This is a genomic window from Iodobacter arcticus (genome assembly GCF_042664895.1).
Lineage (GTDB): Bacteria > Pseudomonadota > Gammaproteobacteria > Burkholderiales > Chitinibacteraceae > Iodobacter > Iodobacter arcticus.
This window is the reverse complement of the sequence record NZ_JBHTBQ010000033.1, coordinates 14250-32586: the sequence shown is the minus strand read 5'-3', so window position 1 is coordinate 32586 and position 18337 is coordinate 14250. Positions and strand designations below refer to the sequence as shown.

18 protein-coding genes and 1 pseudogene are annotated in these 18337 nt (G+C 48.2%); 11 read left to right on the top strand and 8 right to left on the bottom strand.

Translation table 11 applies throughout. From position 1 onward, the window contains the following. Positions 1-175: 175 nt before the first annotated feature. The 3 genes from ACFQNF_RS14290 to ACFQNF_RS14280 all read left to right on the top strand — a co-directional run bounded on the left by ACFQNF_RS14290 (position 176) and on the right by ACFQNF_RS14280 (position 3089). Positions 176-2296, top strand: coding sequence for a heavy metal translocating P-type ATPase (locus tag ACFQNF_RS14290; protein WP_380188608.1), 2121 nt, complete (start codon positions 176-178; stop codon positions 2294-2296). A gap of 282 nt (positions 2297-2578) precedes the next feature. After that, positions 2579-2785: a heavy-metal-associated domain-containing protein gene (locus tag ACFQNF_RS14285; protein ID WP_380188607.1), complete on the top strand. Its 207-nt coding sequence runs from the start codon at positions 2579-2581 to the stop codon at positions 2783-2785. Continuing rightward, the gene (locus ACFQNF_RS14280) at positions 2772-3089 is read left to right on the top strand and encodes a metal-sensitive transcriptional regulator (RefSeq protein WP_380188606.1); all 318 of its coding nucleotides are present in this window, start codon (positions 2772-2774) and stop codon (positions 3087-3089) included. The genes ACFQNF_RS14285 and ACFQNF_RS14280 overlap by 14 nt, the downstream gene beginning before the upstream one ends. 292 nt (positions 3090-3381) lie before the next feature. Here ACFQNF_RS14280 and fabG read toward each other — a convergent pair whose 3' ends face one another. Together fabG and ACFQNF_RS14270 are read right to left on the bottom strand one after the other, a co-directional pair. Further along, the gene (gene fabG / locus ACFQNF_RS14275) at positions 3382-4122 is read right to left on the bottom strand and encodes a 3-oxoacyl-ACP reductase FabG (protein ID WP_380188605.1); all 741 of its coding nucleotides are present in this window, start codon (positions 4120-4122) and stop codon (positions 3382-3384) included. A gap of 315 nt (positions 4123-4437) precedes the next feature. After that, positions 4438-4725 (bottom strand): annotated as a pseudogene (locus tag ACFQNF_RS14270) (DUF3579 domain-containing protein); the annotation flags it as partial. A 341-nt stretch (positions 4726-5066) separates the two neighbouring features. Here ACFQNF_RS14270 and argF point away from each other — a divergent pair. The 8 genes from argF to ACFQNF_RS14230 all read left to right on the top strand — a co-directional run bounded on the left by argF (position 5067) and on the right by ACFQNF_RS14230 (position 11237). Continuing rightward, the gene (argF, locus tag ACFQNF_RS14265) at positions 5067-5981 is read left to right on the top strand and encodes an ornithine carbamoyltransferase (RefSeq protein WP_380188604.1); all 915 of its coding nucleotides are present in this window, start codon (positions 5067-5069) and stop codon (positions 5979-5981) included. A 67-nt stretch (positions 5982-6048) separates the two neighbouring features. After that, the gene (gene leuE, locus ACFQNF_RS14260) at positions 6049-6669 is read left to right on the top strand and encodes a leucine efflux protein LeuE (RefSeq protein ID WP_046351288.1); all 621 of its coding nucleotides are present in this window, start codon (positions 6049-6051) and stop codon (positions 6667-6669) included. Positions 6670-6699: 30 nt separating this feature from the next. Beyond that, positions 6700-7914: an argininosuccinate synthase gene (locus tag ACFQNF_RS14255; RefSeq protein ID WP_380188603.1), complete on the top strand. Its 1215-nt coding sequence runs from the start codon at positions 6700-6702 to the stop codon at positions 7912-7914. 60 nt (positions 7915-7974) lie between these two features. After that, a complete protein-coding gene (locus ACFQNF_RS14250; protein WP_231743389.1) occupies positions 7975-8196 on the top strand; it encodes a DUF2788 domain-containing protein in 222 nt (73 codons plus the stop codon). Positions 8197-8208: 12 nt separating this feature from the next. Continuing rightward, positions 8209-8520 carry a pyrimidine/purine nucleoside phosphorylase gene (gene ppnP, locus ACFQNF_RS14245; RefSeq protein WP_380188602.1) on the top strand — a complete coding sequence of 104 codons (312 nt, stop codon included), beginning with the start codon at positions 8209-8211 and terminating at the stop codon, positions 8518-8520. Between the two features lie 52 nt (positions 8521-8572). Beyond that, the gene (locus ACFQNF_RS14240) at positions 8573-9067 is read left to right on the top strand and encodes a YajQ family cyclic di-GMP-binding protein (RefSeq protein ID WP_380188601.1); all 495 of its coding nucleotides are present in this window, start codon (positions 8573-8575) and stop codon (positions 9065-9067) included. A gap of 40 nt (positions 9068-9107) precedes the next feature. Continuing rightward, complete coding sequence (locus ACFQNF_RS14235; protein WP_380188600.1) at positions 9108-10952, top strand: sensor domain-containing diguanylate cyclase; 1845 nt, start codon at positions 9108-9110, stop codon at positions 10950-10952. Between the two features lie 99 nt (positions 10953-11051). Then, entirely contained in the window at positions 11052-11237 is a 186-nt protein-coding gene (locus tag ACFQNF_RS14230) for a DUF3149 domain-containing protein (RefSeq protein ID WP_380188599.1), read from the top strand. A gap of 50 nt (positions 11238-11287) precedes the next feature. Here the strand turns inward: ACFQNF_RS14230 and ACFQNF_RS14225 are convergent, their stop codons facing one another. From ACFQNF_RS14225 to flgL, 6 genes are all read right to left on the bottom strand, one after another. Beyond that, complete coding sequence (locus tag ACFQNF_RS14225) at positions 11288-12913, bottom strand: ArnT family glycosyltransferase (RefSeq protein WP_380188598.1); 1626 nt, start codon at positions 12911-12913, stop codon at positions 11288-11290. A 116-nt stretch (positions 12914-13029) separates the two neighbouring features. Beyond that, positions 13030-13287 carry a type B 50S ribosomal protein L31 gene (locus ACFQNF_RS14220; RefSeq protein ID WP_380188597.1) on the bottom strand — a complete coding sequence of 86 codons (258 nt, stop codon included), beginning with the start codon at positions 13285-13287 and terminating at the stop codon, positions 13030-13032. A gap of 269 nt (positions 13288-13556) precedes the next feature. Further along, on the bottom strand, positions 13557-14813 hold the full coding sequence (rho, locus tag ACFQNF_RS14215; RefSeq protein WP_046351280.1) for a transcription termination factor Rho: 1257 nt from the start codon (positions 14811-14813) through the stop codon (positions 13557-13559). A 125-nt stretch (positions 14814-14938) separates the two neighbouring features. After that, complete coding sequence (gene trxA, locus ACFQNF_RS14210; RefSeq protein ID WP_046351279.1) at positions 14939-15265, bottom strand: thioredoxin TrxA; 327 nt, start codon at positions 15263-15265, stop codon at positions 14939-14941. A 139-nt stretch (positions 15266-15404) separates the two neighbouring features. Continuing rightward, a complete protein-coding gene (radA, locus tag ACFQNF_RS14205) occupies positions 15405-16757 on the bottom strand; it encodes a DNA repair protein RadA (RefSeq protein ID WP_380188596.1) in 1353 nt (450 codons plus the stop codon). Between the two features lie 95 nt (positions 16758-16852). Next, positions 16853-18307, bottom strand: a complete 1455-nt coding sequence (gene flgL / locus ACFQNF_RS14200) for a flagellar hook-associated protein FlgL (protein ID WP_380188595.1) — start codon at positions 18305-18307, stop codon at positions 16853-16855. Positions 18308-18337: the final 30 nt, after the last annotated feature.

The window sequence follows — 18337 nt, the reverse complement described above, 5'->3', positions numbered from 1 at the left end:
CAAGAAATGGCAGCAAAAAAACTGATCTTGGTGCCTGAAAATACTTGACCACTAAATCATTCACTCAGCTTTTTTAAGCAAGCGCTCATAGAACGCACTATTTTGTCCTCTCCCCAAAAACCCCTTCCAACATACCCTACATGGGCATATTATCATTACCAACAGGAGGGGAAAAATGACTTCAGAAATCCAACTTCGTCTTGGTGGTATGACCTGCGCAGCGTGTGCGGCGCGGATTGAGAAAATCCTCAATCGTCAGACTGGCGTGGCCGCCGAGGTTAATTTTGCGACTGAAACCGCACATATCAACCGTAGCGACCTCAGCATTACCGCCGAATCGCTGATCGCCACCATCAGCCGTGCAGGGTTTACGGCCGAGCTAGCCAGCACGCCTGCTGCTGCAGAGAAAGACGAGCGCTGGCCGCTACTGATCGCCGCCCTGCTTAGCCTGCCGCTGATGGCCAGCATGTTTAGTCTTGAGCACGCCGAGCTATTGCCGCGTTGGCTACAAATGCTGCTCGCCACACCAGTGCAATTTATTTTGGGCTGGCGTTTTTATCGCGGGGCGTTTTTTGCGCTGAAAAGTGGCGGGGCAAATATGGATGTGCTGGTAGCGCTGGGCACGACCATGGCTTACGGCCTGTCTGCCGCCGTTACCCTGCTGGGCCTGCACGAGCAGCACGTTTATTTTGAAGCCAGCGCGGTGATTATTACGCTGGTACTGGCAGGAAAATGGCTGGAAAGCCGCGCCAAAAAGAAGACATCAGGGGCGATTAGCGAGCTGTTAAAGCTTCAACCCAAAACAGCGAGAGTAGAAACGGCGGAAGGACTGATTGATCTACCCATCAACCAACTCAAGCCCGGCGATATTGTGATTGTGCGCCACGGTGAAGTCATTCCCGTTGATGGCGTGGTCATTGAAGGCCAAGCAGCGGTCGATGAAAGCATGCTGACGGGTGAGAGCTTGCCAGTCGAAAAAAATATCGACAGCAAAGTTTTTGCCGCCACTAAAAACAGCAGCGGCATGCTCAAAATCAAGGCCAGCAGCGTGGGTAGTAAAACACAGCTGGCTGAAATTGTACGGCTGGTGGCCCATGCCCAAGGCTCTAAAGCGCCAATCCAGCGGCTTGCTGATCAGATTTCCGGTGTATTTGTGCCCATCGTGGCGGCGATTGCCGTGCTTACATTTTTTGGCAGCTTTTGGTACTGGGATAGCGCCGTTACGGGGCTGATTCACGCCGTTGCCGTCTTAGTCATCGCCTGCCCTTGCGCCTTGGGGCTAGCCACACCCACGGCCATCTCGGTAGGGATTGGCCGTGCGGCGCAGCAGGGGATTTTATTTAGAAATGCCACAGCGCTAGAGCATGCAGGCAAGATTGAAATGCTGGTGGTCGATAAAACCGGCACACTCACCACTGGGCAAGCCAAGGTGGTAGAGATCATCAGTTTACAGAGTGGCATCTCCAAAGATGAATTGCTGCAGCTGGCTGCCAGTTTGGAGCAAGGATCGGAACACCCATTAGCCCACGCCATCTTGGCCGCCAATATCCTACCTCTACTGCCTATCAGTGACTTTGTAGCTGTACCGGGGCAAGGCGTGATGGGTAAGCTCGGTGACGGCAGTGAAATCAAGGTCGGCATTCCAAGCTGGGCAGGCGAAATGCCTGAGAAAAATACCCAGCCACATACCTTGGTCAGTATCGCCAAGAATGGCATCCTGCTGGGGCAATTAGCACTGGCCGATACACTGCGAGCCAGCTCGATAGAAGCCGTTAAACGCTTGCAGGCAATGGGCATTGAAGTGGTGATGCTGACTGGCGATCAGCCTGCCACCGCTGCCGCCATTGCCAAGGCCAGTGGCATCCGCCAGCATCAGGCCTTAATGCGCCCGCAAGACAAAGCGGCGTTTATCCAGCAGCAAACTAAAGTTGTAGCCATGGTCGGTGATGGTGTAAACGACGCCCCCGCACTCGCCGTTGCAGCAGTGAGCTTTGCGATGGGAGCAGGTAGCGATGTGGCGATCGAAGCCGCCGACATCACCCTGCTGCATAACGACTTACTAGCGGTGAGCGACGCGATTGCACTATCCCGCGCCACCATCAAGAAAATCCGCCAGAATCTATTCTTCGCGTTTTTCTATAACACGCTTGGCATACCGCTGGCGGCCATCGGCCTGCTTAACCCGGTACTGGCCGGAGCGGCCATGGCGCTGAGCTCGGTTTCGGTAGTGAGTAACTCACTATTACTGAGGCGGTGGAGAAGTGAAGGGGTTTCAGAACAAAAACCCACCTCTTAAAACACGGAGGACACAGAGATCACGGAGTTACACGGAGAAAAGCAGCTCATGTAAGGATACACCGTCGTGCCCACACGATGGGCAGGGCATGGATGCGTGAGCTTTTAAGAGCCTTAGGTTTTCTCTGTGGAACTCTGTGTCCTCCGTGCTCTCTGTGATTCAATATTTGGGTTTTACTCAGTTTCACGGCGGGTTACGACCGAAATAAATCAGCGTCTTTAATGAGCATCAAGAGCGGCCTAACCCGCCCTACATTTTTTTATACATTTAAAGGAGCAACAAATGGAACACAGCACCCTTAAAATCGAAGGCATGACTTGTATGGGTTGTGTACGTACTTTAACCAGCGTGTTAAGCGCCCTACCCGGCGTGAGCCATGTGGCGATTGATTTAGAAAGCGGCATCGCTAAAGTAGATCACAACGCCGTCCTTACTTCGACTGACTCCCTGAGTGACGCGATTGAAGGAGCGGGCTTTGAGCTTGTCTGATTGCTGCCCAGATGAAGGGCCAAAAGTGGTTCAGCCGGGCAAGCAAAAGCTGCTTTCCCGCCTCAATCGTATTGAAGGCCAGGTACGTGGCGTGATTAAAATGGTCGATGAGGATAGATACTGCGTGGATGTACTGACGCAAATCTCGGCCATTAAATCAGCCATAGATTCAGTCGCCATGCAACTCTTAGAAAACCATGCTCACGGCTGTGTGGCAAAGGCAATTAAAGAAGGAGAAGGGGACGCGGCGATTGATGAGCTGATGATGGTGGTTAAAAAGCTCAGTGGAAAAACGCTGGGGTAAAACACACCCTAACTCCGTAGATACAGATCCCGTAGGGTGGGTTAGGCCAAACGATGCACTGAATATGAGCGCTACCGTGTCTTGGCCGTAACGCGCCGCAGCGCAGTGCCATGGTGGGTTACGGCCGAATAAGATCAGCGAAGCAATATCCATCAAGAGCGACCTAACCCACCCTACGTTATTACAGGGGCAAATAAAGAGAGGACACGAAGAAAACCAACATTAGGTTTTCTCTGTGTCCTCTGTGTTCTCCCTTTAGCTCTGTGCCTACAGAACGTAGGTTTTTCCAACCTTACAACGTCAACCCACCCGTCACTTCAATCGCTGCACCGTTAATATAGCTCGCTTCATCGCTAGCTAAAAATGCATACACATTGGCAATTTCTTCTGGTCGGGCCATGCGCTTCATGGGCACACGCGCTTCCATATCTTGAATCACTTTTTCTGGCATGGCTTTCAGGATCGGTGTTGCTACAAAGCCGGGGCAAACGGCATTAGCACGAATACCTTTCTTACCCAGCTCTTTAGCCCATGTTTTAACAAAGCCAATCACCCCAAATTTAGCCGCTGCGTAATTAGTCTGGCCAAAATTGCCGTACACGCCCACTACCGATGAGGCATTTAAAATCACACCACTGCCCTGCTCTACCATGGTATCGACCACAGCGCGGGCGCAGTTGTAAACGCCTTTCAGATTAATATCGATCACGCGATCAAACTGATCTTCGGTCATTTTGATCAGTTGTGCGTCTTGCACAATACCGGCGTTATTCACCAGCACATCGATGCGGCCAAATTGCGCCTTAACCGCCGCCACCATTTCGGCAATCTGGGTTTTATTGGTCACGTCCACCACATGCCCTACCGCCACTGCGCCGCTTTGTACAAGGCTAGAAACGACGGCATCAATACCGCTCTGGTTCACATCACACACCACCACTTTAGCGCCCTCTGCGGCAAACTTAATCGCTGTGGCCTGGCCAATTCCGCTGGCGGAACCTGTGATAATCGCAACTTTATCTTTCAGTCTCATAACACACCTTTCATATCAATTGAAAATGGCCGTGCCCGGAGCCAGTTAGATCATCAGGCAATCTTGCTAACTGACTGATTAATCAACAGCAAACAAGCAATTAATTCAGCATAGACGCTCTTGGTGCAACGCAACAAGCCAATCATCACAGGAATCAAAAGATTCATACTATTTTTAGTGCATCAAACAAGCCAATAGCCGCAGCAAAACATGCAAAGATCGGCATCAAAGGAAAGAAAGCGCGCAAGGAAGATGCAGCCAGACAAGGTCTGGCTGTCACAATCGCGTTTATTCTGCGGGTTTATCCGCGTAATGCTCACTCAGCAGGGAGCGGCAATCAACAATGCGTAAATCATTGTCGCGGGCAAAGGTCATGAGGAATTCGAAGACACGCGGATCGATTTTTTCAAGCTGTTTGTCCACAGCCACACAACGAACATTGTCGTGCACCATAGGGCGAACAAAAGGGGCGTAAGAAAGCTTTTGATCAACGCCAAATGTGCTTAAGATGCCAGACAAGCGATCGGCCCAGTCGCTGGGCCGAAATTCACGCCCATTACTGGTAATGCCCTGAATAATGATTTCGTATGGATTGCAGATCATTTTAACAACAGCGTATTTAATGGTGGAATATCCTCCAGATTATACCATCGCAGGCCAAACTGCTGCCTTAGAAATTCTCAAACACTTGCAGATCAGACACCACGAATAAAACAATAAGACGCTGACAAAGCTTGCCAGCCGCCTGCAAACGGTTGAATAATGGTTGTTTTTTCTCAAAGTGGCTCAACCCGTTTCAAAAATGAAAGCAGCCTAGTCTGCGTAAAAAATCATGGTGTAGCGTCGAAAACCTGTAAGAAATTGTGCGGAGCACAGTGGATCAGAGCTTTGAGCGCACTGAGATTTATCTTTCTTGAAGCGGCAGCCCATTCGGACTGTTCCCTATGCGCCATTATCTGCAATTCACTGATTTCACCCGCGAAGAATACGATTACTTATTCAAACGCGCCGCCATTCTTAAAGCAAAACTAGCTGCAGGCGAACTTTATCAGCCCCTGATCGGTAAAGTTTTGGCCATGATTTTTGAAAAATCATCCACCCGTACCCGTGTTTCTTTTGAAGCGGGTATGGCGCAATTCGGCGGCCATGCCATGTTTTTGCAATCCAAAGACACCCAGTTAGGCCGTGGCGAGCCGATCGAAGATGTGGCTAAAGTGATTAGCCGCATGACCAATATCGTGATGGTTCGCACTTTTGAGCAAAGCATTGTTGAACGCTTTGCCGATAATTCATTAGTGCCCGTGATTAACGGGCTGACCAATGAGTATCATCCATGCCAGATTCTGGCCGATATTTTTACCTATATCGAAAAAAATGGCTCGATCGAAGGCAAAACTGTAGCCTGGATTGGGGACAGCAACAATATCTCCCGCACCTGGCTGCAAGCAGCAAAGATTTTTAACTTCAAACTCAATCAAGCCTGCCCGCGCGGCTATGAAATGACGGTTTTAGACGGCCAGAAATACGGCATTGACCATTTCGAAACCTTTTATGATCCGTACCAAGCGGCCAGAGATGCCGATATCGTCAGCACCGACGTTTGCACCTCAATGGGGTTTGAGCGCGAAACCCTGCAACGCCGAAAAGACTTTTTGCACTATAAAGTCAGCGAAAAAGTGATGCTGCAAGCCAAGGCAAACGCGATGTTTATGCACTGCCTACCTGCGCATCGCGGCGAAGAAGTCGACCCGGAAGTGATCGATGGCCCACAATCGGTAGTCTGGGATGAAGCAGAAAATCGTATGCACACACAAAAAGCAGTGATTGAATACCTATTACTCGGTAAAGTAGAGGATTAAATAGCTAACTACCCAGAAATGGGCACACATTGCTTATTTCCAGCCCCGTGATACAGGATCACCCTTAATGTTTGGCATTACCGATTTAAGCAGCTATTTACTCGGCACTATTTTTATTATCTTATTGCCGGGACCCAATTCCATTTTTGCACTTTCTGTTGCAGCCAAACAAGGCGTGCGTGCAGGCTATGCCGCTGCGGCAGGCATTGTAACGGGTGACTTTATCCTGATGCTATTAGCCAGCGTTGGTGTTGCTTCTTTAATGCGCACTCACCCGGCAGCCTTTGATATGGTTCGTTATGCAGGTGCGGCATACTTAGCTTGGATGGGTTTAAAAATGCTGCTTGCCAAACCGCAAGCAACAAGCAGTACCCCTATTGAAGTGCCATCTAGTCATATTTTTAAGCAGGCACTCTCAATTTCACTGGTTAATGTGAAAGCTATATTATTTTTTATGGCATTCTTCCCCCAGTTTGTGGATCCAACTTATGATCGGGTTCCATTGACGTTTGTAGTACTTGGCATGATCGTACAAGCCGTAAGTTTGGCTTATCTGACCTTTTTAATTTTTGCTGGCGCTGGCCTTTCTCGGCGGCTAGCAGGCAAACAGTGGCTGGGCCGCTGGCTGGCTCGCCTGACCGGTGTACTTTTCATCAGTTTTGGTGCGCGGCTTGCTCTTATTCACTAATCCTTGCCTTTCTCCCTTCTTGGAGTTCTCATGTCTGATGTAAAAAAAGCGGTTCTTGCCTACTCCGGTGGCCTCGATACCTCGGTAATTCTGAAGTGGTTGCAAGATACATATCAATGCGAAGTGGTGACATTTACCGCAGACCTGGGCCAAGGCGAAGAGCTTGAGCCAGCTCGCCAAAAAGCGGTGCAGTTTGGCATTCAGCCAGAAAATATTTTTATTGATGATTTACGCGAAGAATTTGTGCGTGACTTTGTATTCCCCATGTTCCGCGCAAACACGGTTTACGAAGGTGAATACCTGCTGGGCACGTCCATTGCCCGCCCGCTGATTGCTAAGCGTCAAATTGAAATTGCTAATTTAACCGGCGCAGATGCCGTTAGCCACGGAGCCACAGGCAAGGGCAACGATCAAGTTCGCTTCGAGCTAGGCTATTACGCCCTGCGCCCAGATATTAAAGTGATTGCACCGTGGCGTGAGTGGGATTTAAACAGCCGTGAAAAGCTGCTTGATTACGCTGAAAAACACGGCATGGATATTGCCAAGAAAAAAAATGGCGGCAGCCCTTACTCAATGGATGCCAATCTGCTGCATATCTCTTACGAGGGCCAAGCACTGGAAGACCCAGCTGCCGAGCCAGAAGAAGACATGTGGTTATGGTCGGTTAGCCCGGAAAAAGCACCGGACGCGGCTGAGTATGTAGAGCTTGAATACGAGCAAGGCGATATCGTCGGCATTAACGGCGTGAAGATGAGCCCTGCCACCATATTAACCACGCTGAATAAACTCGGTGGCAAGCACGGCATTGGCCGTCTTGATCTGGTCGAAAACCGCTTTGTAGGCATGAAGAGCCGTGGCTGCTACGAAACCCCAGGTGGCACGATTATGCTCAAGGCGCACCGCGCCATTGAATCAATCTGCCTTGATCGGGAAGTGGCTCACCTTAAAGACGAACTGATGCCTAAATACGCCAGCCTGATTTACAACGGCTACTGGTGGGCACCAGAGCGCCTGATGCTGCAAAGCATGATTGATGCAAGTCAAACCCATGTAAATGGCTGGGTACGCGTCAAGCTCTACAAAGGGAATGTCATTGTGGTGGGCCGTGATTCTAAAGAATCACTGTTTGATGCCAACATTGCCACCTTTGAAGACGACGGCGGGGCTTATAATCAAGCAGATGCAGCAGGCTTTATTAAACTCAATGCACTGCGCATGAGAATTGCCGCCAAACTACGTAAGTAAGCTTATCGCTATTTTACAAAGCCGGCTTCGAGCCGGCTTTGTTCGTCAAAGGAAACCATCATGCTTGAGGCGCTTCAAAATATGTCTGAGGAAACATTCACCACGTTATCGGTGTCTATCCTCTGTACCGGCCTCATCATTTATATGGGCTTTATCATTTATCGCTTAGCCGCAGATTCTAAAGCAGGAAAATACGGTTCCTTGGTTTTATTTTTTACGCTAGGGTTTGGCGTATTCGGCTTTATTATTAAGACAGTGCTCACCGAAGTCATTCAAAAATAAAGAGAATTCTCTATGTCACAATTTGATAATGTATCTGTACTCAAGCAAGGCAATGTTTATTTCGACGGCCTATGTGTATCGCACACACTGATTTTAGCCAGTGGTGAAAAGAAAACGGTCGGCGTTATTTTGCCATCGGCTTTAACCTTTAATACTGGGGCAGCAGAAATCATGGAAATCGTTGCGGGCCTTTGCCATGTAAAACTAGCCGGTGAATCAGAGGCTACCCCCTATACTGCAGGTCAAAGCTTTAATGTGCCAGCCAACTCTAGCTTTAGCATTGAAACACTGGAAACACTGCATTATGTTTGTCATTTTGCTTAAACCACAAAACACCAAACAGATTTAATTAACTACTTACAAAAAGGAGAAGCCTGTGCCTTCTTTCGACATTAGCTCCGAACTCGATATGGTTGCCCTCAAAAATGCGATTGATGCGGTTGATCGTGTGATCAATAATCGCTTTGATTTTAAAGGAACCAGCGCCAAAGTCGATTTAAACGAAAAAGACGAAACCATTACCCTGCATGGCGATTCCAATGCGCAGCTCGATCAGATTAAAGATATTTTATTTCCAGCCTTAGAGAAAAAAGAAGCCGATAGCAGTAAGCGCTTAGAAAGCGGCGAAATACAAAAAATATCTGGTAACAAAGTAAAGCTAGAAATGAAAATCAAGGCTGGGATTGATCAAGACTTAGCAAAAAAAATCATCAAACTGATTAAAGATGAAAAGCTAAAAGTGCAAACCGCCATTCAAGGTGATACCGTGCGTGTAACGGGTGCCAAGCGTGATATTTTGCAAGAAGTCATCGCATTAATGCGTAAATCAATTACTGATTTTCCATTACAGTACCAAAACTTCCGCGACTAATCATTGAGGATTAGGGCGGCAGATCGTTGCCGCCCACGCCATGAACTGGACCACTCGCCAATCTGCTTTTATCACCCTGCTTGCCATGCTTTTTGGCCTGGGGATGATTTTTATTCTTGCCTATCAAGTCAATAGCTCTTACAGGATTGAGGTGCAACGCACCCGTTTGAACGTGACTCACCAATCCAGCGAAGTAGCCAATCAAATCAGCAGTGCATTAAGAGAAATAGATATTGTTCTTAAAGATTTAAGCGATCGGATCAGCCCTCAAGACCTTCTGAATGCAGAGCAAGGCGACAGCCGCAATGCAGAATTACAAAATATTTTATTAGATAAACTGCTTCAAGTGCACCAAGCGGACAATATCGTCCTCGTGAGCAGCAATAGCAGTATCACCCATCGTGCGCTAGATACACCCGGCCACGGGCAATTAATGGACGATGCTTATTTTCAGCTGATTCGTAACAATCGCTATCAAGAGCGAATTTATGCTCGCCTTGCCAGCCATAGTCAGAATACAGGCATTGTTGTTGCCAGGCGGGTTGAATCGTTGACTGCTGAATTTTCCGGATTAATTGTCGCCAGCATGACCCGCAGCTATTTAGATGGTTTATTAAGTGCGCTTCCTTTAGGCAAGCACGGCAGCATTCAGCTCATCGATCAGAATAAAAACATCCTTGCAAAATACCCACCCAATGCGCTCGCCTTACCCTTAGACGAGGCAGGCATCAAAGATTTGCTCGCAGGTAAAGAAAGTAAAATATTAGTTAACCACATCAGTCCCACCCAAAGCATCAGCAGCTATCATTTAATAAAAGAAACGCCTTTTATTGTGATTGTGAATGCCTCATCTGACGATTATTTATTACGTTGGCGAAACAACACCCTGTATTACTTACTAGGTGGTGGAACGCTACTGATTATGGCTTTGCTAATGTGTTATTTCTTTTGGCGATCACATCGTTTAACTCAAAATCTGCATAAAAAAGAAAAACACTTAAATGCAAGCGAGGCACGTTTCAGGCAAATGATTGAAACCAGTCCTGTGGCCATTGTGCTTGCCCGTATGCCGGATTACTTTATTACTTATATCAATCATCAGGCCGCAGAATTATTTGACCAAACACAGGCAGGCGCTTTATCGCAACGCGCTTTTGAATTATATAAATCCAAACCCATGTTTATGGAGCAAGTTCAAAAAATTCAACAAGGGCAATGCCAGCACAATATTGAAGTAATGCTGCAACGTAAAGATGGCCAACCGTTTTGGGGTAATCTTTCAATGTCTATGCACGAAACCAACCAAATCACGACGCTTATGATTGGTATCAGCGATATCACCAGCAAAAAACAACTGGAAGCCGATCTGCAACATAAAGCCACAATTGATAGCTTATCTGGCTTATTTAATCGTGCTTATTTTACCGAACGCGCAAATCATGAAATTGCACGTGCCAAACGTAATCAGCAGCCACTGATTGTGATCATGCTCGACATTGATCACTTCAAGCGTATTAATGATAACTGGGGGCATGATATTGGTGATAAAGCGATTCAAAGCCTGGCCGAGCTTTGTCGCACCACATTACGGGATATCGATATTATTGGTCGTATTGGCGGTGAGGAATTTGCCATTTTATTACCCGAAACGGATTTAGAAAAAGGCTATCCGGTTGCAGAGCGCTTGCGTCAGCGCATTGAAGCACAGCGTATTTCATTAGCAAACGAGCAAACGCTGCAATTCACTGCCAGTATTGGACTAAGCATACTCTGCGCCGACGATGATAAACTTGATCGCATCCTTAAGCGTGCAGATCTGGCACTTTATCAGGCAAAAAACGAGGGTAGAAATCAGACGGTTATTTACAGCAAAATCGCCGAATAAGCACAAAAAATGATAAAGACATACAAAGCTTGATTTTCATCAATGCTCAGAGCAACGCTTTGTATTTATATAGCATTATATAAATACATGGTGATCATCATGGAAAACACACCTCTGCAAGCGCTGTTTACTTCTGATATTGGCTTATTAAGCTTATTTACTATTCTATTTATTCTGGGAATGGCCGCGTATATTTTTTTCTACGTTCGGCGCAAAGTGATCGAAGAAACAGCAGCACACGAAAAAAGAATTGAGAACAACACAAAAAAACAATCATCACTCTAAAAATAAAACATCTAAAGGATCGCTTACTTATGTAAGCGATCCTTTTTTGCTTATTGCACCGTAATCAAAGCAAAAGACTCTTTATGCTCCCCCGCGCGATTGCCACGCCATAGCACCGTGCTGCCCAGTGGCTCGCCACCAATGGTCATCCGTAAAGAACACAACTCCGCTTTAGCCCCCTGCTTCAGAGTAATCCCGGCAAAATACTCAAATGAAGCAAGAGGAGCTGAAGGAATATTGCGCCCATCGATACAATCCTTGCGCTCTTGCATGGCATCACGCAAAGAATAAGAAACCGCCCGATAACTTTTTTGAGCATCCAGCCAAGGCTGCCACAAGCTAATCAGCACGCCCCAAACCAAAGCCACACCACACGCCCAGTTCGTCACCGCCAAGCGCCCTGGCGGGCGTTTACGTGCAATCACAAAGCACCAGATGATCGTTAAGCACAACGCAAAAACCAAACCTAAGTAATCCCACTGCGCAATATACGCCGGGCTTGCCTCACGCAGCGTTCTTGCCATTCCAGTAGGCACTCCGATATGCACAGCCAGCCAACCCAGCCAGAGCAGGCCCGTAAACAGGCCAAAGGTCATCATGCCAAACCAATTGAGCGCCTGAGCTGCACCTCGGCGCAGATCATCTACTCCGCTGGCGGCCAGAATCGATAAAGGCAGTAAAACAATCAGCGCATGCGATTCACGCGCATCACCTGCCATCACAAACCAAAGCACATGCAATAGTAGCAACACGCTAGGCAATAGCATCTTTGGCTGAATCAGCTGGCGACGATTTGCCCATAAACCCCAAATTGCCAGAGGCAAAGCTGGCCAAGCAAACCACAATACGATGGATGAGAAAAAGCCAAAAGCATGAAACGCTTTAAAATCAGCCAGCCCGCCAAATGGCCCTAAAGCATATTGATTAATCCATAAATCAAAAACCGGGCGGGCATGCTGATAAAGATCGATAGGCCAGATTGCACTCAGCGGAACAGCGATCACCAAAGCAGATAGTAAACTCACGCCATAAGAAGTATTTCGCCAAGGCTTAAATAGAAACAGCAGCAAAGCCGATGCAAATGCCAGAATAAACTCAGCCCAGTTCCCGCCCAGAAGCAATAACAGCCAAGCGACTCCCAACACAAACCCAGCACTTAGCGGCTGGCGGAGTGCGTAGGCAAGCGCATAAATATGCCATGAAAAACCGGCCAGCACTAACACTTGCGGGGACAGATGATGGCCCCAGATAATCAAACCAATGCAGCCAATCAGGGTAATCACTGCCACACGGCCAAAGCGGCGGCCATACAGCTCTCGGCCTGCCATCCCCACGCCCCATAAACCGAGCGCCATCCAAATGCCCGTCGTTAAACGGGCCGCATCGTGCACTGCCATACCCAGCTTTTGCAAAGGCCAGGCCAATAAGGCAGCGCTCCAATAATACAAAGGGGCATGCTCTAAATAAGGCTGACCGGCAAACTGTGGTACCGACCAATAAGCCCCATGCATAAACTGTTGAATCACTGCCGCCGTTTCAACCTCATCCGGCTTCCAAGGATCATGACCAATCAGGCCTGGTAGCAACCAGACCAAGCAAAGAAGCAACAATAGCCAAGGCTTTTCGGTGCCTGCAGCCAGCGGTTCGCGCTCGATAGAAGGAATATAAGTCAACATGGTATTTGCCCAAGGCCTGCAGGAATCCAATAGCGGGTATTGGATTTTTAAAGACGACTTTTAAATGCAAAAAAGGCAGCGCGCGGCTGCCTTTTTCAGATACTGCGCAGGAACAATTATTCCTTGCTGCCGTACATGCTGTATTTTTGACGGAACTTGTCGATACGACCAGCAGTGTCCACGATCTTTTGTTTGCCGGTGTAGAATGGGTGCGATTCCGAAGAAATATCCAGCTTAACCAGTGGGTACTCTTTGCCGTCAGTCCAAACGATAGTTTGTTTAGCTGTCAGAGTAGAACGACTCATAAATTTGAAATCAGCCGCTGTGTCATGAAATACAACGTCTTTATATTCTGGGTGAATACCATCTTTCATTTTACTTCCCTTTATTTGTTAGCGTGCTGGGGTTGTGCCAACACTAGCCATAAAAACGAGATCATCGCACAAAAGCGCAGTTTGAACAAGCTGCGCTGTAGCAGCCTGCTGGACTTAGGTGGTCGAAGCGAAAAATCGCTTGATCGAGACCAGATTTTGCCGGATTTGCAGTGCCAATAACGAGTTATTGGTCAAAAATACGGTGAAATATGGGCCGATCAGGTGATTTTGCAGCCGACTGATGCTAAGTCCAATGGGCTGCTAGGTATTTATCGACGCATCGAATCAAAGAAATCCATATTATTCTTGGTGCCTTTGATTTTATCTAATAGGAATTCCATCGCATCCAAATCATCCATTGGATAAAGTAATTTGCGCAGAACCCAAATCTTTTGTAATTGATCTTGCTGAATCAGCAATTCTTCACGGCGCGTACCTGAACGATTTACATTGAGTGCTGGATAAGTGCGCTTTTCTGCCATCCGACGATCAAGGTGGATTTCGTTGTTACCCGTACCCTTGAATTCTTCGTAAATCACATCATCCATTCGGCTGCCGGTATCGATCAATGCCGTAGCAATAATCGTTAAGCTACCGCCTTCTTCAATATTACGTGCGGCACCAAAGAAGCGTTTAGGACGCTGCAATGCGTTCGCATCCACACCACCCGTCAGTACCTTGCCTGAGGCCGGCACGACGGTGTTGTAGGCGCGGGCCAGACGGGTAATCGAATCCAGCAAAATCACTACATCTTTTTTGTGCTCAACTAGGCGCTTGGCTTTTTCGATCACCATCTCAGCTACTTGTACGTGGCGAGTTGCTGGCTCATCAAAAGTAGAAGAAACCACTTCGCCCTTCACTGAGCGCTGCATTTCGGTTACTTCTTCAGGGCGCTCGTCAATCAAGAGCACAATCAGCATCACTTCCGGGTGATTGGCACTAATCGCATGGGCAATATGCTGCAACATCACGGTTTTACCGGTTTTGGGCGGCGCAACTAACAGTGCGCGCTGGCCTTTACCGATAGGGGCGATCAAATCAATGATGCGGCCAGTGACGTTTTCTTCGGCGCGAATATCACGCTCAAGATGCAAACGCTTATTCGGAAATAGTGGCGTTAAGTTTTCGAATAAGATTTTATGCTTGGCGTTTTCTGGCGACTCGCCATTGACCTTATCGACTTTAACCAGCGCAAAGTAGCGCTCGCCATCTTTAGGCGTACGAATTTCGCCATCGATGGTGTCCCCCGTATGCAGATTAAAGCGACGAATTTGGCTTGGACTGACATAAATATCATCAGGGCCAGCCAGATAAGAAGTATCCGGGCTTCGCAAAAAACCAAAACCATCGGGCAACACTTCCAGCGTTCCATCGCCGTAAATGCTCTCGCCTTTCTTGGCTTTTGTTTTCAGAATGGCAAAAACAAGATCTTGCTTACGTAGCCGGTTTGCACCGTCGATTTCGCAAGACGTAGCCATATCAACAAGTTCGGAAACGTGGAGGTGTTTTAAATCAGACAGGTGCATAGGGAGGGCGCGCTTGAGTAAATCAGGAAGGGAAAAATAGAATTTAATATACTGGGCGGGCCGAAAAGAATATCCGGCTGGCCCAGTTGAATACCCATAAGCCTATATGGGTTTACTTAGTGCTGTCAAATATTACTATCAAGAAATGCAGTGAGTTGCGATTTTGACAACGCGCCTACCTTTGTTGCCTTCACTTCACCGCCCACAAACAACATCAGTGTTGGGATGCCGCGAATGCCGTATTTAGGCGGAGTGGCTTGGTTTTCATCAATATTAAGCTTAGTCACTTTCAGGCGACCTGCATATTCAGCGCCTACTTCTTCCAAAATAGGAGTAATCATTTTGCACGGGCCGCACCATTCAGCCCAATAATCAACCAAAACAGGGCCTTGCGCTTGTAATACTTCAGCATCAAACGTGGCATCTGTAACCTGCGCGATATGTTCACTCATATTAAAATCTCCAGCATGGGGGGAATGGGGTTCATTCAAAGACTAGACTCATCGAATCCTAGACGAAGGAAGAAGTAGCCAGCAATGTTTAATTGATGTGGGCGAGCTGATCTTTTTCAAGCCCATTGTACTAGAAAACTTACAGTGCTGCGCTAACCGCCTCGTCTAAACGCTCAACCAGCGTCACCGTCATGCCCTCAATATTTTGCCGAGGGCGATTGCCTTTAGGCACGATCGCGTGGGTAAACCCCAGCTTAGCCGCCTCACGCAAACGCTCCTGCCCCCTTTGCACCGGCCTCACTTCGCCTGCCAGCCCGACCTCACCAAATACGACTAATTTTTCTGGTAGCGGGCGGTTTTTTAAAGAAGACACAATCGCTAATAAAACCGCTAAGTCTGCCGCAGGCTCGGCAATCCGCACGCCGCCCACCGCATTAATAAATACATCCTGATCAAATGCAGCGATCCCTGCGTGGCGATGTAATACCGCCAGCAGCAAGGCTAAACGATTTTGCTCAACCCCCACCGCCAAACGCTTAGGCTGAGGCGAGTGTGAATCATCCACAAGCGCCTGAATCTCCACCAGCAAGGGCCGTGTACCCTCTTGCGTCACCAAGACGCAGCTTCCCGGCACGGGCTCCTTATGCTGCGACAAAAATAGAGCAGAAGGATTAGACACTTCGCGCAGGCCTTTATCGGTCATTGCAAACACGCCTAACTCGTTCACCGCGCCAAATCGATTTTTTATCGCACGAATCAGTCTAAAACTGGAGTGCGTATCACCTTCAAAATAAAGCACCGCATCGACAATATGCTCAAGCACACGCGGCCCGGCAATGGCACCGTCTTTCGTGACATGCCCCACCAAAAAGATGGTTGTACCTGTGCGCTTGGCATAGCGTGTGAGCTGCGCAGCACATTCCCTCACCTGCGCCACGCTACCCGGAGCAGAAGTCAGCGCCTCGGAATAAACCGTTTGAATCGAGTCAATCACCGCAACTTGCGGACCGACTTTTTCGAGCGCAAGCAGAATTTTTTCCAAGCCAATTTCAGCATAAAGCGCTACTTTACCGGCAGGCAAACCCAAACGTTTGGCACGCAGGGCTATTTGTTGTGGGGATTCTTCACCCGACACATACAAAACCGGCCGTTCAGCCGCAAGCAAAGTCATCGCTTGCAGTAAGAGCGTTGATTTACCAATACCGGGGTCACCCCCAATCAGCACCACGCCACCGGGCACCAAGCCGCCACCCAATACACGATCAAGCTCGGCCATGCCCGTTGCAATTCGGGGGATTTCTGCGGCTTCTACATCAATGAGCTGGTGAATTGCGCCATCAGCCGCCAAAGACTGAAAGCGAGTAGCGGGCGCGGTCTCTGCCACGCCCTCTTGCAGGGTATTCCACTCGCCGCAGCCGGGGCATTGCCCTTGCCATTTGGGAGAAGCAGAACCACAGAGCTGACAAATAAAAGAAGATCGGATTTTAGCCATAGGCCAGATGATACAGGGAGTCAGTGGCGAGGTGTCTACGGGGATAATCGGGCAGCCTCAGAATAGGCGAGGCACACCTGCCTCGCCTTCACTGATTAACTAATGTACTGAAATAAGCTCAAGCCTTGCACTTGTGAAAAAGATTTGCGTGAAGCCTCGAGCAGCGTCTGGGTAAGGGAGAAATCGCTCAGCGCCTCGGCATAATCCAAATCCTGCAAGCCGGATAATGTTTGCCCGTACTGCACTTTAAGATCGCCATTGGTGTTTTGCACCGACTGCGTTTCAGCCATACGCGCCCCCATACTTCCTTGAGAAGACAACACATTAGTCAGCACATTGCTGGTATTTTGCAAAACAGAATTCAGCTGATTCTGAAAATTAGCCATCCCTGTTGGGCTAGTCTGATACGCATTCAAAGCATCAGAAAACACCTTCATGGTTTGGAAAATATCGCCATTATTACGGCTAGGATCAATATTAAATGAATCCAAAGTACTGCTAGACACCGATCCGGTTGGCGTAGCATTGCTACCCAGCGCGCCAATCACCACACTGGGTTTACCAGTAACATTCATCTTAATACCGTAATCCCATGCAGGCATTGCAATAGGATCACTCGCAATTTTTTTAAATTCAATATCTCCGCCTGGCAAATAGGCACGGGGGTAATTATTCAGCGTACCGGGAATAGCCGGTCTGACAGGCACAGCGGTGTAATCGTAGCCATCCACAATGGATTTATTAAAATTAGTATTCGCCGTTACGCCATCCGCAAGAAAAGGCTGATTATCAATTAAATCATAACTAATCAGTGGCTTACCCGGATTAGCCGGATCATTCACGGATTGAAATTCAACTTTAAATTTTTGCGAATGAGTGGGGTCATTCCACTTGGTTAAATCAACCACTTCGCCGGGGCTAATCACGCCGCTACCGCTATTGCCAGGCGCGACGCCATTTGCCGAGCTCACAAAACTACCATTACCTGTGCGGGCTGCCTGGAAAATCTGATAGCCCGATTCAGACACAGGAATCTGCCGGGAGCCAGAAATTTGCATCTGACGCTGCCCGTCGTCCCCAAAATATTGCACATTGCCAAATGATGTTTCAGTAAAAGGCTGTGTTGTGCCCTTAAAACCGGAGTAAAGATAAGAGCCCGTGCCATCGGTTGCATTGGCAAGGCTTATCATTTGCTTGTACTGACCCTGCAACTCTGCATCAAGCAGCTTTTTTTCTGCAACGGTTTGCGAAGGATTGCCCGCTTTCACCGCCAGAGAATAAATATCATGCAATAACTCGGTCACTTGCTGCATGGTGGCTTCAGACAAGCGCATGGCTGAATCGGCCGTTTTACTATTCACGGCATATTGATCATTCAGCTCTTTGGCTTGCATCACGTCCAAGGCTTTTGCCGATGAAATAGGATCATCAGCCGGTGTCAGCACACGCCGCCCGGTTGACAATTGATTTTGCAACTTTGCTTGCACGCTCTGATGCCGCTGCAACTCCGCAGCACCCTGCTTATAAATGGTGGTCGTTGCGATACGCATGCTATTTATTCCTTATAAATACCGGTAGGC

Bases quoted from the DNA above. Each gene is read 5' to 3' on its own strand.
- ACFQNF_RS14285 (WP_380188607.1), top strand. From the start codon at position 2,579: ATGGAACACAGCACCCTTAAAATCGAAGGCATGACTTGTATGGGTTGT.
- flgL (WP_380188595.1), bottom strand. From the start codon at position 18,307: ATGCGTATCGCAACGACCACCATTTATAAGCAGGGTGCTGCGGAGTTG.
- ACFQNF_RS14225 (WP_380188598.1), bottom strand. From the start codon at position 12,913: ATGTTGACTTATATTCCTTCTATCGAGCGCGAACCGCTGGCTGCAGGC.
- ACFQNF_RS14230 (WP_380188599.1), top strand. From the start codon at position 11,052: ATGGAAAACACACCTCTGCAAGCGCTGTTTACTTCTGATATTGGCTTA.
- ACFQNF_RS14235 (WP_380188600.1), top strand. From the start codon at position 9,108: ATGAACTGGACCACTCGCCAATCTGCTTTTATCACCCTGCTTGCCATG.
- leuE (WP_046351288.1), top strand. From the start codon at position 6,049: ATGTTTGGCATTACCGATTTAAGCAGCTATTTACTCGGCACTATTTTT.
- argF (WP_380188604.1), top strand. From the start codon at position 5,067: ATGCGCCATTATCTGCAATTCACTGATTTCACCCGCGAAGAATACGAT.
- ACFQNF_RS14290 (WP_380188608.1), top strand. From the start codon at position 176: ATGACTTCAGAAATCCAACTTCGTCTTGGTGGTATGACCTGCGCAGCG.
- ppnP (WP_380188602.1), top strand. From the start codon at position 8,209: ATGTCACAATTTGATAATGTATCTGTACTCAAGCAAGGCAATGTTTAT.
- trxA (WP_046351279.1), bottom strand. From the start codon at position 15,265: ATGAGTGAACATATCGCGCAGGTTACAGATGCCACGTTTGATGCTGAA.
- rho (WP_046351280.1), bottom strand. From the start codon at position 14,813: ATGCACCTGTCTGATTTAAAACACCTCCACGTTTCCGAACTTGTTGAT.
- ACFQNF_RS14250 (WP_231743389.1), top strand. From the start codon at position 7,975: ATGCTTGAGGCGCTTCAAAATATGTCTGAGGAAACATTCACCACGTTA.
- radA (WP_380188596.1), bottom strand. From the start codon at position 16,757: ATGGCTAAAATCCGATCTTCTTTTATTTGTCAGCTCTGTGGTTCTGCT.
- ACFQNF_RS14255 (WP_380188603.1), top strand. From the start codon at position 6,700: ATGTCTGATGTAAAAAAAGCGGTTCTTGCCTACTCCGGTGGCCTCGAT.
- fabG (WP_380188605.1), bottom strand. From the start codon at position 4,122: ATGAGACTGAAAGATAAAGTTGCGATTATCACAGGTTCCGCCAGCGGA.
- ACFQNF_RS14220 (WP_380188597.1), bottom strand. From the start codon at position 13,287: ATGAAAGATGGTATTCACCCAGAATATAAAGACGTTGTATTTCATGAC.